The organism is Streptomyces sp. NPDC051104 (assembly GCF_040682835.1).
Taxonomy (GTDB): Bacteria; Actinomycetota; Actinomycetes; order Streptomycetales; family Streptomycetaceae; genus Streptomyces; species Streptomyces cynarae.
Map to the genome: position 1 here is coordinate 20,227 of NZ_JBFBBS010000016.1, position 15,592 is coordinate 35,818.

Below are 15,592 nucleotides of genomic sequence, written 5' to 3' on the forward strand. Positions count from 1 at the left end.
GGTGCGCCGTGGGGGGTGCGGGTGGAGCGTCACCTGAAGCCGGTGGGCATGTAGCGGTCGACGTTGTCCTTGTCGACGACGGCCGAGTAGAGGGTGATGGAGGCCGGGATCTCGTACTCGGCCAGGCCGCCGACGCCCTTGCCCTGGCCGAGGGCGCGGGCGAGGTCGATTGCGGACGCGGCCATGGTCGGCGGGTACAGGACGGTCGCCTTGAGCACGCTGTTGTCCTGCTTGATGGCCTGGAACGCGGACAGCGCCCCGGCCCCGCCGACCATCAGGAAGTCGTCGCGCCCGGCCTGCTGGATGGCGCGCAGCGCGCCTACGCCCTGGTCGTCGTCGTGGTTCCAGAGGGCGTCGAACTTCGGCTGCGCCTGGAGCAGTTGGGCCATCTTGGCCTGCCCCGACTCGACCGTGAAGTCGGCGGCCTGGCGGGCGACCTTCTTGATGTTCGGGTAGTTCTTCAGGGCGTCGTCGAAGCCCTGGGTGCGCTGCTTGGTCAGTTCCAGGTTGTCCAGGCCGGCGAGTTCGATGACGCGGGCGTTCGCCTTGCCCTTGAGCTTCTCGCCGATGTAGTGGCCGGCGTTGAGGCCCATGCCGTAGTTGTCACCGCCGATCCAGCAGCGGTAGGCCTGCGGGGTGTTGAAGACGCGGTCGAGGTTGACGACGGGGATGCCCGCGCGCATCGCCTTCAGCCCGACCTGGGTGAGTGCCTTGCCGTCGGCGGGCAACACCACCAGCACGTCGACCTTCTTGTTGATCAGCGTCTCGATCTGGCCGATCTGCGCGGCGGTGTCGTTGGAGCCCTCGGTGATCTCCAGGGTCACATCGGAGTACTTCTTGGCGCGGCTCTTGGCATTGTCGTTGATGGCGTTGAGCCAGCCGTGGTCGGCCTGCGGGCCGGCGAAGCCGATGGTGACGTGCTTGCCGGGCTTGTCGCCGGCGGCCGGTTGGTCGTTCGCGGCGGGCTTGTCGTCCTTGACCTCGTTACTCGTGCAACCCGCGAGGAAGGTACCGGCGGAGACGGCGGCGGTCCCGAAGAGCAGTCCTCTGCGACTGGTGAGTGGCGACATGGCGGTGAACCCTTTCCTCAGGTCGTGCTCGCGGTACGGCGCTGGACCAGCACGGCGGCGACGATGATCGCGCCCTTGGCGATCTGCTGGACGTCGCTCTGCAGGTTGTTCAGGGCGAAGATGTCGGTGATCGTGGTGAAGACCAGGACGCCGAGGGCGGAGCCGGTGATGGTGCCGCGACCGCCGCTGAGCAGCGTCCCGCCGATGATCGCGGCGGCGATGGCGTCGAGTTCGTACAGGTTGCCGTTGGTGTTCTGGCCCGAGCCGGACAGGATGATCAGCAGGAACGCGGCGATGCCGCAGCACAGCCCGGACAGCAGGTAGAGGTACAGCCGCTGGCGGCGTACGTCGATGCCGGCGAGGCGGGCCGCCTCCGCGTTGCCGCCGACGGCGACGGTGCGGCGGCCGAAGGTGGTGCGGTTGAGCAGTAGCCAGCCGATGACGGTGACGACGGCGAAGACCAGGACGAGCGGGGGGATGCCGAGCACGTAGGAGTCGCGTTCCCCGAGCTCGAGGATGCCGTCGACGGTGACGATCTGTGTCCTGCCGCCGGTGATCTGCAGGGCGAGGCCGCGTGCGGAGGCCAGCATGGCGAGCGTCGCGATGAACGGGACCATGCCGCCGTAGGCGATGAGCAGGCCGTTGACCAGTCCGCAGCCCACGCCGACGACGACCGCCGTGAAGAGGATGCCCGCGAAGCCGTACTCCTGGGTGGCGACCGTGGTCGCCCACACCGAGGCCAGCGCGACGATCGCGCCGACGGACAGGTCGATGCCGCCGGAGGTGATGACGAAGGTCATGCCGACGGTGACGACGCCGATCACGGAGGCCTGGGTGAGGACGAGCTGGAGGTTGCGGGTGTCGAGGAACTCGTCCGGTTTGGTGATCCCACCGATGAGGACGAGCGCGGCGAGCACGCCGAGGAGGGACAGGGTGCGTACGTCGGTGCGGGACACCAGGGCACGCCACGCGGGGAATTGACCGACCGAGGGCACCTTGTCGGCGGTGTCCCGCGGCGGGGAGACGGGCTGCGTCATGACACCGGGCTTCCTTCCATGACGAGGTCGAGTACGCGGTGTTCGTCCAGCTCACGGGCCGGCGCGGTATGGACGACGCGGCCCTCGCGCAGGACCAGGACGCGGTCGGCGAGACCCAGCACCTCGGGCACCTCGCTGGAGACCAGCAGCACCGCGAGACCCTCGTCGGCCAGGCGCCGGACGACCGCGTACAGCTCGGCGCGGGCGCCGACGTCGACGCCTCGGGTCGGTTCGTCGAGCAGCAGCACGCGGCAGCCGCGCAGCAGCCAGCGGGCGAGGACGGCTTTCTGCTGGTTGCCGCCCGAGAGGGTGCGGATCGGCACGGCCGGGTTGTCGGGCCGCAGGGACAGCTCGCGAGTCGTCGCGCGCGCCGCGCCCCGTTCCGCGCCCCGGTCGATCCAGCCGCCGCGCGAGAAGCGGGACAGGGAGGAGATCGAGACGTTGCGGGTGACGGACTCCAGCATCAGCAGGGCCTGCGCCTTGCGTTCCTCGGGTGCGAGGCCCAGCCCGGCGCGCACCGCGGCGCGTACGCTGCCCGGGCGCAACGGGCGCCCGTCGACGAGGACCTGTCCCGCGGTGGGCCTGCGGGCTCCGTAGAGGGTCTCCAGGATCTCGGAGCGCCCGGAACCGACGAGCCCGGCCAGGCCGACGATCTCCCCGGCGCGCACCTCGAGGTCGAGCGGCTCGAACTCGCCCTGCCGGGCCAGTCCTCGGACCTCCAGTACGGGCGTGCCGTGCGGCGGGGACGCGGGCCGCTCGGGGAAGACGTGCGCGACGTCGCGTCCCGTCATCAGGGCGACGACGTCATGGGTCGGTGTGGTCTTCGCCGGCAGTCCGCCCGCGACGGCCCGCCCGTCCTTGAGGACGATCACCCGGTCGCCGATGCGGCGGATCTCCTCCAGACGGTGCGAGATGTAGACGACGGCGACTCCGTCGGCGGTGAGATCGCCGACGATGCGGAACAGGTTGTCGACCTCGTCCGGGTCGAGCGCGGCGGACGGCTCGTCCATCACGATGAGCCGTACGTCGTGCGAGAGCGCCCGCGCCATGGACACGATCTGCTGCTGGGCGGCCGACAGCTCGCCCACGAGGCGGGACGGGTCGATCTCCGGGTGCCCGAGTCGCCGGAGCAGCCGTGCTGTTGACGTCCGGGCCGTTTTTCGCCGTACGACGAAGCCGGCGGCCGTGGGTTCGTGGCCCAGGTGGACGTTCTCGGCCACCGACAGGTGCTCCACCAGGTCGAGTTCCTGGTAGATGGTGGCGATGCCCAGGCGCATGGCCGCGATCGGCGAGCGGAGCGTGACGGGCTCCCCGCGCCAGTGGATGGTGCCGGTGTCGGGCTGGTGGGCGCCGGCGAGAACCTTGATGAGGGTGGACTTCCCGGCCCCGTTCTGGCCGAGCAGGCAGTGCACTTCACCGGTCTGGACGTCGAGGTCGACGCCGTCGAGGGCCCGGACCCCGGGGAACGACTTGGTGATGCCGGACATGCTGAGCAGCGGTGGTTCTGGTGCCATGTGGGTTCCCCTCGGCGGGCGTGCGGGCCGGTGTCAGGGCGTGCCGCCGGCGCTGGGCAGGCGGTTTCAGGGCAGGGCAGAGCAGGGCGCCGTGCTGGAGTTCCGTACGTGCGGCGGTTGCTTACGCGGGTGAGAACAGGTGGTCGCTGATGAGGCGGGCCGCGCCGATCACGCCCGCGTTCTGGCCCAACTCCCCGAGGACGATGGGGAGATTGCCGGTCGCGAGCGGCAGCGACTGGCGGTAGACCTGGGTGCGGATCGCGGCGAGCAGGGTGTGGCCGAGGCCGGTCACCCCGCCGCCGATCACCACGAGGCCGGGGTTGAAGAAGCTGACCAGACCGGCGATGACCTGGCCGGTGCGGGTGCCGCCCTCCCGGATGAGGTCGAGGGAGGTGGCGTCGCCCGCGGCGGCCGCGGCGGCGACGTCGGCGGCGGTGAGGGTGCCGTTCGTCTCCAGGCGAGAGGCGAGCTCCGCCGAGAGTCCCTGGTGGGCGGCCTCCAGCGCGTCACGGGCGAGTGCCGCGCCGCTGAAGTGGGCCTCCAGGCAGCCCCGGTTGCCGCAGGCGCACGGGCGTCCGTCGGGCACGGCCTGGATGTGCCCGATGTCGCCCGCGCTGCCCGTCGTGCCGCGGTAGACCTCACCGCCGACGACGATGCCGCAGCCGATACCGGTGCCGATCTTGACGCAGAGGAAGTCGCCCACGGTGCGGGCGACGCCCGCGTGCTGCTCCCCCATCGCCATCAGGTTCACGTCGTTGTCGACCATGACCGGGCAGCCGAGTTCCTGGCTGAGGGCCTCCCGCACCGGGAAGCCGTCCCAGCCGGGCATGATCGGGGGCGCCACGGGGACGCCCTCGGGGAAGCGGACCGGCCCGGGGACGCCGATTCCGGCGCCGTCGAAGCCCTCCGCGAGGCCGGAGGTCTTCAACTTGGCGGCCATGGAAAGGACTTGCTCGAAGACCGCGACGGGGCCCTCGCGCACGTCCATGGTCTGGTTGAGGTGGCCGAGCACTTCCAGTTCGGCGTTGGTGACCGCGACGTCGACCGAGGTCGCGCCGATGTCGACGCCGAGGAAGCGGAGGTTCGGAGCGAGACGGATGTTGTGCGAGCGGCGGCCGCCCCGGGAGGCGGCGAGACCGTCGGCGACGACCAGTCCCGTCTCCAGGAGCCGGTCGACCTCCACGGCCAGCTTGGACCGCGACAGGTCGACCTGGTCACCCAGTTGCGCCCGGGAGTGCGGCCCCCCGTCGCGCAACAGCTTGAGCAGCCGGGCCTGGTGTGCGTTCGCGGGTCGTGCCGTCATCCGTCTCACGCGCCCCTCCCCGCCTCAATTCGGCCACCAGTTGTCGGGCTTTCGAGGGGAACGTAGCAGCGGTGGCCGAGGCTGGGAAGAAGTAGCGCGCGAATTGCCGCCAACTTTCTCCACTCACAGGACAAAGACGGGGCTGGACCGGCCCGTGGCTCAGGACTCCGACCGGGCGTGGTACGACCGCCGCGTGTGCTCGGTGTGTTCACGCATAAGGTGGGTGGCGCGCTGCTCGTCCCGAGCCGCGATCGCCGCGATCAGCTCGCGGTGTTCGATCCACGACTGCCGGCCGCGCTGCCGGGCGACCGGCGTGTAGTACCAGCGCACCCGGCGGTCGACCTGCCCCGCCAGTTCCGCGAGGACCGCGTTGCCCGCCAGCTCCATCACCTTCGCGTGGAAGCGGGCGTTGAGCGCGACCGCCCCGTCCACGTCGTCCTGCGCCACGGCCCGCTCGCCCTCGGCGCACAGCTCCTCCAGAACCGTGACACCCGCGCTGTCCGCGTTCGCGGCGGCGAGCCGGGCGGCCTCCGCCTCCAGCAGCGTACGGACGGTGAGGAGCTGGTCGGCCTCCTCCTCCGTGGGCTCGTGCACGAACGCCCCCTGGGCGGGCCGCAGATCGACCCACCCCTCGGTGTTCAGCCGCTGCAGCGCCTCGCGCACCGGCTGCCGGGAGACCCCGAGGTGCCCGGCGAGCTCGCTCTCGACGAGGTGCTGGCCCGGTTGGAGGGCACGCGTGGTGATGAGTTCGAGCAGCGCCTCGTAGACACGGTCGCGCAACGGGCCCGGCCGCTCGAGCCTGGGCACCGCTCCCTGCGGCAGTCCTGTCGACAACATCGCGGTCCCCCTCCAGGGCAACGGCGGCACGGTAGCCGGAAAGCCAGTATGAATTGTCTTTCGTCTACAGTCTACGCGCACAAGAGCCGGCCCTGCGGGGAGTTGGCCTCGTCGCACGGCCGTCCGACGACGGCTGACGGACGACCCGACGCACGGCCTTCCGGCGACGGCTCACAGAGGGCGACCGAGCGCGACGACTCACGAACGACGGCTCACGGATGACGACCACGGGCGCCGATCCACGAGCGACGGCTCACGGATGACGACCACGGGTGCCCATCCACGAACGACCGCCCACAACGACGACCACCGGCACCGATCCACGAACGACCGCCCACAACGACGACCACCGGCACCGATCCACGAACGACCGCCCACAACGACGACCACCGCCGCCGACCCACGAACAAGAACGACCCACGAACGACCGCTCACGGGCAGCGAATCACCTGTCCCGCGTACGAGAGGTTCCCGCCGAACCCGAACAGCAGCACGGGTTCACCGCTCGAGATCTCCCCGCGCTCCACGAGCTTCGACAGGGCGAGCGGGATACTCGCCGCCGAGGTGTTCCCCGACTCGGTGACGTCGCGCGCGACGACCGCGTTCACGGCGCCCAGCTTCTCCGCGAGCGGTTCGATGATGCGCAGGTTGGCCTGGTGCAGCACGACCGCGGCGAGCTCCTCGGGCGCGATCCCGGCCCGCTCGCACACCCGGCGCGCGATGGGCGGCAGCTGGGTCGTCGCCCACCGGTACACGCTCTGCCCTTCCTGCGCGAACCGCGCAGGCGTCCCCTCGACCCGGACCGCGTGCCCCATCTCGGGCACCGAACCCCACAGCACGGGCCCGATCCCGGGCTCCTCACCGGCGGGGCACGCCTCGACGACGGCGGCCCCCGCACCGTCCCCGACCAGCACGCACGTCGTACGGTCCGTCCAGTCCGTGACATCGGACATCTTCTCGGCGCCGATGACGAGTGCCCTGCTCGCCGCGCCCGCGCGCACGGCGTGGTCGGCGGTGGCGAGCGCGTGGGTGAAGCCGGCGCAGACGACGTTGACGTCCATCGCGGCGGGCTGCGGCATGCCGAGCCGGGCCGCGACGCGGGCCGCCGTGTTCGGGGAGCGGTCGACGGCGGTGCAGGTGGCGACCAGGACGAGGTCGATGTCGCCGGGCGCCAGGCCGGCTGCCGCCAACGCCTTGGCGGCAGCGTGCGCGGCGAGCTCGTCGACGGGCTCGTCGGCTCCGGCGATGTGGCGCGTGCGGATGCCCACCCGGGTCCTGATCCACTCGTCGCTGGTGTCGACCAGGCCCGCCAGGTCCTCGTTGGTGAGCACCTTGGCGGGCTGGTAGTGGCCGACGGCGGTGATGCGTGAGCCGTTCATGGGTGGTTCCCCCTCGTTGCCGTGGGTGTCGGGATCCACCAGTCTGATCAGTGACTCACGGGTAGGGCGGCAGGTGAAAGGACAGGAATGGGGCGCCCGGCTTGTCGACTTCCCGCAGTTTTTCGGGCGCCCGGGCATGTCCTCCGAACTGTTACCCGGTGAAGAGCTGCTTGGCCTTCAGGACGAGCTCGTACAGGCCGTAGCCCAGCGGTGCCCCCACCCACACCCAGGCGAGGGCGATCAGGGCGCGCCGGTCAGGCGGGCTGCTCTCGACGGCCATCGGCGGCCTCCTTCGGTGCGGGGACGTGGTGGCGGGGGTGGACGGGCCGGACCAGCTCGTTGGCGGCGAAGCCGATGACGAGCAGCCCGATCATGATCACGAAGGACAGGCCGTAGAGGGACGACCCGTGCTTTCCGGCTTCCTTCTGGTGGTCGGCGATCCAGTTGACGATCAGCGGCCCGAGGACCCCGGCGGTCGACCAGGCGGTGAGCAGCCGGCCGTGGATCGCACCGACCTGGTACGCGCCGAACAGGTCCTTCAGATAGGCGGGGATGGTCGCGAAGCCGCCGCCGTAGAAGGAGAGGATCACCAGCGCACAGAGGATGACCAGGGGCTTTGAGGAGTCGCCGAACGACGCGATGAGCAGGTACATGATCGCACCGGCACCCAGATAGACGCGGTAGACGTTCTTGCGGCCGATCAGGTCGGAGGCCGACGACCAGCCGATCCGGCCCGCCATGTTGGCCGCGGACAGCAAGGCGACGAAGCCGGCCGCCGCGGAGGCCGACACCGGGGTGGAGGTGTCCGCGAAGAAGTCCGTGATCATCGGGGCGGCCTTCTCGAGGATGCCGATGCCGGCGGTCACGTTCATGCAGAGCACGATCCACAGGCACCAGAACTGCGGGGTGCGCACGGCGCTCCGGGCGGAGACCTGCACCCCTTCGAAGGCGCTCGGCCCGGCGGCCGTGCCTTCGAGGTCCTCGCTGCGCGGCACCCGCACCAGCAGGACCCCGAGCGACATGAAGACGGCGTACGACAGCCCGTGCACGAGGAAGGCGAGCGCGATCCCGGAGTGGTCGGAGCCGAAGGACTGGAGCATCTGTGCCGACCAGGGCGAGGCGATGAGCGCGCCGCCGCCGAAGCCCATGATGGCGATGCCGGTGGCCATGCCGGGCCGGTCCGGGAACCACTTGATCAGGGTGGAGACGGGTGAGATGTAGCCGATGCCGAGGCCGATGCCGCCGACGAACCCGTAGCCGAGGACGATCAGCCAGTACTGCTGTGTCTGCGCGCCCAGCGCGGAGATCAGGAAACCGGTCGAGAAACAGACCAGGGCGACGGTCATGGCCCAGCGCGGGCCGTTGCGTTCGACGAGCGTGCCGCCGAACGCGGCCGACAGCCCGAGCATCACGATGGCGAGCTGGAAGGGCAGCGCACTCTGGGTGCCGCTGAGGTGCAGGGCGGATTCGAGCGGCGGCTTGAACACGCTCCAGGCGTAGGCCTGGCCGATGGACAGGTGGACGGAGAGAGCGGCGGGCGGCACCAGCCAGCGGCTCCATCCCGGGGGTGCGACAGGTGGGCTCATGATCCCGAACAGTAGGAAGGCGGACGGGCATTGAGAACCCCGCGGTCGACCGTATGCGGTGAGCGGTATCCAGGATGCGCCGAACGGTCGTGCCGCCCGGTTTCCGGCGCTGCACATACCCTTGCCGAGGCCCCTTCCATACTGTAGACAATATTTCGTCGACACTCCGTACTCGACCCTCTTGGCAGTTCTTGCCACCTCCGCGGTACTCCCTCGACCGAACGGAGTGTCCTGTGAAAGTCGCAGTTCTCGGCGCCGGTGCGATCGGCGCCTACGTCGGCGCCGCACTGCACCGTGCGGGCGCCGATGTGCACCTCATCGCCCGGGGACGGCGTCTGGCGGCCATGAGGCGGCACGGAGTTCGGGTGCGCAGCCCGCGCGGCGACTTCACCGCGCACGCCCACGCCACCGACGACCCGGCCGAGATCGGCCCGGTCGACTATGTGTTCCTGGGTCTGAAGGCCCACTCGTACGCGGCGTGCGGGCCGCTGATCGAGCCGCTGCTGCACGACACCACAGCGGTCGTGGCCGCCCAGAACGGCATCCCCTGGTGGTACTTCCACCGCCACGGCGGCCCCTACGACGGCCGTCGCCTCGAGAGCGTGGACCCCGACGGCACGGTCGGTGCGGTGCTCGCGCCGGAACGGGCCATCGGCTGTGTGGTGTACGCGGCGACCGAACTCGAAGGCCCCGGTGTCGTACGGCACTGGGAAGGCACCCGGTTCTCCGTCGGCGAGCCGGACCGGAGCATCTCGGAGCGCTGTCCGGCCTTCGGTGAGGCGATGCGGGCGGGCGGCCTGAAGTGTCCGGTCGAGCCGGACCTGCGGAGCGACATCTGGGTCAAGCTGCTCGGCAACATCTCCTTCAACCCGATCAGCGCGCCGGCCCGCGCCACCATGCGGCAGATGTGTCTGCACGGCGGCACCCGCAGGGTCATCGAGATCATGATGCGCGAGACGCTCACGGTCGCCGAGGCCCTCGGCTGCACGGTCGGCGTCTCCATCGAACAGCGCCTCGCGGGCGCCGAGCGGGTCGGTGACCACCGCACCTCCACGCTCCAGGACCTGGAGCGCGGCAAACCGCTCGAACTCGACGTACTCCTCGCGGACGTCGTCGAGCTGGCGGAGATCACCGGCGTCGAGGTGCCCACCCTGCGGACCGTGCACGCCATCTCGGACCTGCTCGCGCTGAGGAGCGCCGCATGAGGAAACGCGAACCGAAGACCTACACCCGGCTCACCCACCCGCTCGTCCGTGACTCCCGCGACGAGCCCTTCCGCCCGGCGACGTGGGAGGAGGCGCTGGACCGAACCGCCCGGGGCCTGACCCGCAACCGCGGCGCGTTCGGCATGTTCTCCTGCGCCCGCGCGACCAACGAGATGAACTACGTGGCGCAGAAGTTCGCCCGGGTGGTGATGGGCACCAACAACGTCGACTCCTGCAACCGCACCTGCCACGCCCCGAGCGTCGCGGGCCTGTCGGCCGCGTTCGGCTCGGGCGGCGGGACCTCGTCGTACGAGGAGGTCGAGCACACCGACGTCATCGTGATGTGGGGCTCCAACGCCCGCTTCGCGCACCCGATCTTCTTCCAGCATGTGCTGAAGGGCATCAGGAACGGCGCGCGGATGTACGCCGTCGACCCGCGCCGCACGTCCACCGCCGAGTGGGCGGAGAGCTGGCTCGGTCTCAACGTCGGCACGGACATCCCGATGGCGCACGCGATCGGCCGCGAGATCATCCACGCCGGCCTGGTCAACGAGGCGTTCGTCGAGCGGGCCACCACCGGCTTCGAGGAGTACAAGGCGCTGGTCGAGCCGTGGACGCTGTCGCTCGCCGAGAAGGTGACGGGCGTACCGGCCCGCGCCATCCACGAGCTGGCCCACGCCTACGCCCGCGCCGAGCGCGCCCAGCTGTGCTGGACCCTCGGCATCACCGAGCACCACAACGGCACCGACAACGTCCGCGCCCTGATCAACCTGTCTCTGCTCACCGGTCACGTGGGCCGCTACGGCTCCGGGCTGCAACCCCTGCGCGGCCAGAACAACGTGCAGGGCAGCGGCGACATGGGAGCGATCCCGAACCGTCTGCCCGGCTTCCAGGACATCCTCGACCCCGAGGCGCGCCACCGGTTCGAGTCCGCCTGGGACACCGTCATCCAGCCGCACTACGGGCTGAACCTGACGGAGATGTTCGAGTCGATGGAGGAGGGCACGCTCCGGGCGGTCTACTGCATCGGGGAGAACCCGGCGCAGTCGGAGGCGGACAGCGAACAGGCCGTGCGGCGGCTGCGGCAGCTCGACTTCCTCGTCGTGCAGGACATCTTCCTGACCAAGACCGCCGAGCTGGCGGACGTGGTGCTGCCCGCGACGGCCGGCTGGGCGGAGACCGAAGGCACGACGACCAACAGCGAGCGCCGGGTGCAGCGGGTACGGCGTGCGGTCACGCCGCCCGGTGAGGCGCGCGAGGACATCGACATCCTCTGCGACCTGGCGACACGCCTCGGCCACGAGTGGGAGTACGCCGACGCGCAGGCCGTGTGGAACGAGCTGCGGTCGGTGTCGCCGGACCACTACGGGATGACGTACGCGCGTCTGGAGGAGCACCAGGGCATCCAGTGGCCGTGTCCGAGCACGGACCGGCTCGAACCCACCTACCTGCACGGCCGGTTGTGGGAGACGGACCCGGAAAGGCGCGGCAGGCCCGCACCGTTCGGGATCGTCCGGCACGACCCGCCCGTCGACCTCACCGACGAGCAGTACCCGATCCGGCTGACCACCGGGCGGCGGCTCGACTCGTACAACACCGGGGTGCAGAGCGGCGGTTACGCATCCCCCCTCCGGCGCGGCGAGTACGTGGAGCTGTCCCCGGAGGACGCCGAGCGCTACGGGGTCGTCGTCGGCGAGGAGGTGCGGGTGACCTCGCGGCGCGGGTCCGTGGTCGCCCCGGTGTGGATCGACACCGGCCTCAGGCCCGGGCTCGCCTTCATGACCATGCACTTCCCCGACGAGGTGGACACCAACCAGCTGACGATCGAGGCGAACTGCCCGATCGCGGGCACGGCGGAGTTCAAGGCGTCGGCGATCCGGATCGAGAAGCTGCCCGTCGCGACCATCGTGAGGTGACGCAAGTGGACCTGCACTTCGGTGACAGCAAGCCGACGGACGAGGAACGGGCAGCCGTCGACGCCCTGTTGGGCCCGCCGGAGTCCTCGTGGGAGGGCGCCGACCGTACGGGCGCCGACCTGAGGTGGGCCCGCGGCGGGCGCGCGGCCCGGGACCGCCGCGATCTGCTGTTGCCGGGGCTGCACGCGCTCAACGACCGGGTCGGCTGGATCAGCGAGGGCGGCCTCGACTACCTGTGCCGGCGGCTGACCGTGCCGCCGGCGGAGGCGTACGGCGTGGCCACGTTCTACGCGATGTTCTCGGTCGGGCCCCGCCCGGCGACCGTGCTGCACGTCTGCACGGACCTGGCCTGCGTGGCCGGCGGGGCGGGCGAGTTGTGCGCCGGCGTCGAGGCGCGGCTCGGCCCCGGCAGCGGGGTGAGCGTCGAGCGCAGCCCGTGCCTGGGCCTGTGCGAACGAGCCCCGGCGGCGCTCGCGATCAGGGCGGGCGACCCGGTGCGTACGGCGGTGTCGGCGCCGGGGACGGTGGAGGGGGCCGTCCTCGCCGCCACCGCGCCCGACTCGGCACCGGAGGAGCCGCAGGCGGCGACGACGGTGCCCCAGGCCGGAGACCCGTCGTTGATGCTGCTGCGCCGGGTCGGCGTCGTCGATCCCTCCTCCCTGGACGACTACCGCGCCCACGGCGGCTACACGGCCCTGCGCCGGGCCTTCGCACTCGGCCCCGCCGGGGTGATCCGCGAGGTCACCGAATCCGGTCTGCTCGGGCGTGGCGGCGCGGCCTTCCCCACCGGCCGCAAGTGGCAGGCCACCGCGTCCCAGCCCGACCACCCGCACCATCTCGTTTGCAACGCCGACGAATCCGAGCCGGGCACCTTCAAGGACCGCGTGCTCATGGAGGGCGACCCGTACGCGCTCGTCGAGGCGATGACGATCGCGGGGTACGCGATCGGAGCGCACCGGGGCCATCTGTATCTGCGCGGCGAGTACCCGCGGGCACTGCGCCGCCTGGAGCACGCCCTGGCGCAGGCACGCGCGCGGGGCCTGCTCGGTGACGACGTCCTGGGCCAGGGATACGCCTTCGACATCGAGATCAGGCGGGGGGCGGGCGCCTACATCTGCGGGGAGGAGACGGCCCTGTTCAACTCCATCGAGGGGTACCGGGGCGAGCCGCGTTCGAAGCCGCCGTTCCCCGTGGAGAAGGGCCTGTTCGGCAAACCGACGGTGGAGAACAACGTCGAGACCCTGGTCAATGTGCTGCCGATCCTCACGATGGGCGCGTCCGCGTACGCGGCGGTCGGCACGGAGACGTCCACAGGGCCGAAGCTGTTCTGCGTGTCGGGCAGCGTGGAGCGGCCGGGGGTCTACGAGCTTCCGTTCGGCGCCACGCTCGGCCAGCTGCTGACGCTCGCCGGTGCGCGGGAGCGGCTGCGCGCGGTGCTGCTGGGCGGTGCGGCCGGCGGTTTCGTACGCCCCGACGAGCTGGACATCCCGCTCACCTTCGAGGGCACACGGCAGGCGGGCACGACGCTCGGCTCGGGCGTCGTCATGGCCTTCGACGACACGGTTCCCCTTCCTCGGCTGCTGCTGCGCATCGCGCAGTTCTTCCGCGACGAGTCGTGCGGGCAGTGCGTGCCGTGCCGGGTGGGGACCGTGCGCCAGCAGGAGGCGCTCCAGCGGATCGTGGAGCGTACGGGCGCCGACGCCGCCGACGACATCGCCCTGCTCCGGGAGGTCGGCCGCGCGATGCGGGACGCCTCGATCTGCGGTCTCGGGCAGACGGCGTGGAACGCCGTTGAATCCGCCATCGACCGTCTGGGGGCGTACGCATGACCGCGATACCGCTGGGGGTGCCGCGCAGGCCCGTCGAGTTCACTCTCGACGGGCAGGAGGTCAGGGTGCCCGAGGGCTCGACGATCCTGGACGCGTGCCGTGCCGCCGGGAAGGACGTGCCGACCCTCTGCCAGGGCGACACGCTCACTCCGAAGAACGCCTGCCGCGTCTGCGTGGTCGAGGTGGAGGGGTCGAGGACCCTCGTCCCGGCCTGCTCGCGGAAGGCCGAGCCGGGCATGGAGGTGCTGACCGGCACCGAGCGCACCCGGCACAGCCGGAAGGTCGTGCTCGAACTGCTCGCATCCTCGGTGGACCTGTCCACCACGCCGGGCGCCGCCGAGTGGATCAAGGAGTACGAGGCGAAACCGGACCGCTTCGGCCCGGACGCGGCCCGCGTCGACGAGCAGCCGAGGATCGACAACGACCTGTACGTGCGCGACTACGGCAAGTGCATCCTCTGTTACAAGTGCGTGGACGCGTGCGGCGAGCAGTGGCAGAACACCTTCGCCATCTCCGTCGCCGGGCGCGGCTTCGACGCCCGGATCGCCGTGGAGCACGACGCGCCGCTGACCGACTCGGCGTGCGTGTACTGCGGCAACTGCATCGAGGTGTGCCCGACGGGCGCGCTGTCGTTCAGGTCGGAGTTCGACATGCGCGCGGCGGGTACGTGGGACGAGTCGGCGCAGACGTGGACCACCACGGTCTGCGCCTACTGCGGTGTGGGCTGCAACCTTACGCTGCACGTGCAGGACAATGAGATCGTGAGGGTCACCTCCCCGCACGACAACCCGGTGACACACGGCAACCTCTGCATCAAGGGCCGTTTCGGCTACCAGCACGTACAGAACCGAGGCTGATCAGGACATGGGACGAGTCACGGAACGACGCAAGGTGATCCGCATCCGGGACGGGGCGGTCTCCACCCGGCCGGACACGCTGGTCGCCGAGGAGCCGCTGGAGATCCGGCTCAACGGCAAGCCGCTGGCGATCACCATGCGCACACCCGGCGACGACTTCGCGCTCGCCGCCGGGTTCCTGGTCAGCGAGGGCGTGCTGGGCGACCACCGTGACCTGCAGAACATCGTCTACTGCGCGGGCGCCACCGTGGACGGCTCCAACACCTACAACGTGGTGGACGTGAAGACGGCGCCCGGTGTCGCGATCCCGGACATCACGCTGGAGCGCAACGTCTACACGACCTCATCCTGCGGCCTGTGCGGCAAGGCCAGCCTGGACGCGGTCCGTACGACGACGCGCTGGCCGATCGCGGACACGCCCCCGGTGCGGGTGGAGCCGGAACTGCTGGCGAGCCTCCCGGACCGGCTGCGCGCGGCCCAGCGGGTCTTCGACCGGACCGGGGGCCTGCACGCGGCGGCCCTGTTCGCCGAGGACGGCGAGCTGCTCGACGTGCGGGAGGACGTGGGCCGGCACAACGCGGTGGACAAACTGGTCGGCCGCGCCCTGCAGAACGGGGACCTGCCGCTGTCCCGCGCGATCCTGCTGGTGTCGGGCCGAGCCTCTTTCGAGCTGGCGCAGAAGGCCGTGATGGCGGGCATCCCGGTCCTCGCCGCCGTGTCGGCGCCCTCCTCGCTGGCCGTGGACCTGGCCGCGGAGACCGGGCTGACCCTGGTGGGCTTCCTGCGGGGCAGCTCCATGAACGTGTACGCGGGCGAGGACCGCATCGCCCTGGGGGCCACGGCCGCCCAGGGCTGACCGCCTCCCCGCGACACGGCGGCGGGGACCCCGGCCGGCGGGGAGCGCCCCCTGCGCCGCCGGGGCCCTGCTGCGCCCTCGCGCCCGAAGCAGCGGACCTTGCGCAGGCCGAGATCTCCGGTCGCCCTTTCCGCCGTTCCGGTGGCGATGCCCTGCGGGCATCGCCGCGCTTCCGCGGGCCAGGCGGTTCCTGGACACCCGGC

General features: G+C 71.1%; 13 protein-coding genes. 5 read left to right on the top strand and 8 right to left on the bottom strand.

Translation table 11 applies throughout. From position 1 onward, the window contains the following. Nucleotides 1-29 precede the first annotated feature (29 nt). The 8 genes from AB0N14_RS22210 to AB0N14_RS22245 form a co-directional block, all read right to left on the bottom strand. Nucleotides 30-1,070, bottom strand: coding sequence for a substrate-binding domain-containing protein (locus tag AB0N14_RS22210; protein WP_366027435.1), 1,041 nt, complete (start codon nucleotides 1,068-1,070; stop codon nucleotides 30-32). Nucleotides 1,071-1,087: 17 nt separating this feature from the next. Continuing rightward, entirely contained in the window at nucleotides 1,088-2,107 is a 1,020-nt protein-coding gene (locus AB0N14_RS22215; protein ID WP_366027436.1) for an ABC transporter permease, read from the bottom strand. After that, nucleotides 2,104-3,621, bottom strand: a complete 1,518-nt coding sequence (locus AB0N14_RS22220) for a sugar ABC transporter ATP-binding protein (protein ID WP_366027437.1) — start codon at nucleotides 3,619-3,621, stop codon at nucleotides 2,104-2,106. The genes AB0N14_RS22215 and AB0N14_RS22220 overlap by 4 nt, the downstream gene beginning before the upstream one ends. A 121-nt stretch (nucleotides 3,622-3,742) precedes the next feature. Next, the gene (locus AB0N14_RS22225; RefSeq protein ID WP_366027438.1) at nucleotides 3,743-4,924 is read right to left on the bottom strand and encodes an ROK family transcriptional regulator; all 1,182 of its coding nucleotides are present in this window, start codon (nucleotides 4,922-4,924) and stop codon (nucleotides 3,743-3,745) included. Nucleotides 4,925-5,083: 159 nt separating this feature from the next. Next, the gene (locus tag AB0N14_RS22230; RefSeq protein ID WP_366027439.1) at nucleotides 5,084-5,761 is read right to left on the bottom strand and encodes a GntR family transcriptional regulator; all 678 of its coding nucleotides are present in this window, start codon (nucleotides 5,759-5,761) and stop codon (nucleotides 5,084-5,086) included. A 431-nt stretch (nucleotides 5,762-6,192) separates the two neighbouring features. Next, entirely contained in the window at nucleotides 6,193-7,140 is a 948-nt protein-coding gene (locus AB0N14_RS22235; protein WP_366027440.1) for a beta-ketoacyl-ACP synthase III, read from the bottom strand. 151 nt (nucleotides 7,141-7,291) lie between these two features. Beyond that, a complete protein-coding gene (locus AB0N14_RS22240; protein WP_366027441.1) occupies nucleotides 7,292-7,420 on the bottom strand; it encodes a hypothetical protein in 129 nt (42 codons plus the stop codon). Then, nucleotides 7,395-8,726 carry an OFA family MFS transporter gene (locus AB0N14_RS22245; RefSeq protein ID WP_366027442.1) on the bottom strand — a complete coding sequence of 444 codons (1,332 nt, stop codon included), beginning with the start codon at nucleotides 8,724-8,726 and terminating at the stop codon, nucleotides 7,395-7,397. The genes AB0N14_RS22240 and AB0N14_RS22245 overlap by 26 nt, the downstream gene beginning before the upstream one ends. Before the next feature lie 233 nt (nucleotides 8,727-8,959). On the opposite strand from AB0N14_RS22245, the gene AB0N14_RS22250 reads away from it, so the two are divergent. From AB0N14_RS22250 to fdhD, 5 genes are read left to right on the top strand one after another with little or no spacing between them, the layout of a single operon-like run. Then, entirely contained in the window at nucleotides 8,960-9,931 is a 972-nt protein-coding gene (locus tag AB0N14_RS22250) for a 2-dehydropantoate 2-reductase (RefSeq protein ID WP_366027443.1), read from the top strand. Further along, nucleotides 9,928-11,847: a molybdopterin-dependent oxidoreductase gene (locus AB0N14_RS22255; protein ID WP_366027444.1), complete on the top strand. Its 1,920-nt coding sequence runs from the start codon at nucleotides 9,928-9,930 to the stop codon at nucleotides 11,845-11,847. The genes AB0N14_RS22250 and AB0N14_RS22255 overlap by 4 nt, the downstream gene beginning before the upstream one ends. Nucleotides 11,848-11,852: 5 nt before the next feature. Continuing rightward, on the top strand, nucleotides 11,853-13,676 hold the full coding sequence (locus AB0N14_RS22260) for an NADH-ubiquinone oxidoreductase-F iron-sulfur binding region domain-containing protein (protein ID WP_366027539.1): 1,824 nt from the start codon (nucleotides 11,853-11,855) through the stop codon (nucleotides 13,674-13,676). Then, complete coding sequence (locus AB0N14_RS22265) at nucleotides 13,673-14,533, top strand: 2Fe-2S iron-sulfur cluster-binding protein (protein WP_366027445.1); 861 nt, start codon at nucleotides 13,673-13,675, stop codon at nucleotides 14,531-14,533. Before AB0N14_RS22260 ends, AB0N14_RS22265 begins: the two co-directional genes overlap by 4 nt. A 7-nt stretch (nucleotides 14,534-14,540) precedes the next feature. Further along, nucleotides 14,541-15,389, top strand: coding sequence for a formate dehydrogenase accessory sulfurtransferase FdhD (gene fdhD / locus AB0N14_RS22270; protein ID WP_366027446.1), 849 nt, complete (start codon nucleotides 14,541-14,543; stop codon nucleotides 15,387-15,389). Nucleotides 15,390-15,592 lie beyond the last annotated feature (203 nt).

Coding starts and splice junctions, on each gene's coding strand:
- AB0N14_RS22210 (WP_366027435.1), bottom strand. CDS start 1,070: ATGTCGCCACTCACCAGTCGCAGAGGACTGCTCTTCGGGACCGCCGCC.
- AB0N14_RS22215 (WP_366027436.1), bottom strand. CDS start 2,107: ATGACGCAGCCCGTCTCCCCGCCGCGGGACACCGCCGACAAGGTGCCC.
- AB0N14_RS22220 (WP_366027437.1), bottom strand. CDS start 3,621: ATGGCACCAGAACCACCGCTGCTCAGCATGTCCGGCATCACCAAGTCG.
- AB0N14_RS22225 (WP_366027438.1), bottom strand. CDS start 4,924: ATGACGGCACGACCCGCGAACGCACACCAGGCCCGGCTGCTCAAGCTG.
- AB0N14_RS22230 (WP_366027439.1), bottom strand. CDS start 5,761: ATGTTGTCGACAGGACTGCCGCAGGGAGCGGTGCCCAGGCTCGAGCGG.
- AB0N14_RS22235 (WP_366027440.1), bottom strand. CDS start 7,140: ATGAACGGCTCACGCATCACCGCCGTCGGCCACTACCAGCCCGCCAAG.
- AB0N14_RS22240 (WP_366027441.1), bottom strand. CDS start 7,420: ATGGCCGTCGAGAGCAGCCCGCCTGACCGGCGCGCCCTGATCGCCCTC.
- AB0N14_RS22245 (WP_366027442.1), bottom strand. CDS start 8,726: ATGAGCCCACCTGTCGCACCCCCGGGATGGAGCCGCTGGCTGGTGCCG.
- AB0N14_RS22255 (WP_366027444.1), top strand. CDS start 9,928: ATGAGGAAACGCGAACCGAAGACCTACACCCGGCTCACCCACCCGCTC.
- AB0N14_RS22265 (WP_366027445.1), top strand. CDS start 13,673: ATGACCGCGATACCGCTGGGGGTGCCGCGCAGGCCCGTCGAGTTCACT.
- fdhD (WP_366027446.1), top strand. CDS start 14,541: ATGGGACGAGTCACGGAACGACGCAAGGTGATCCGCATCCGGGACGGG.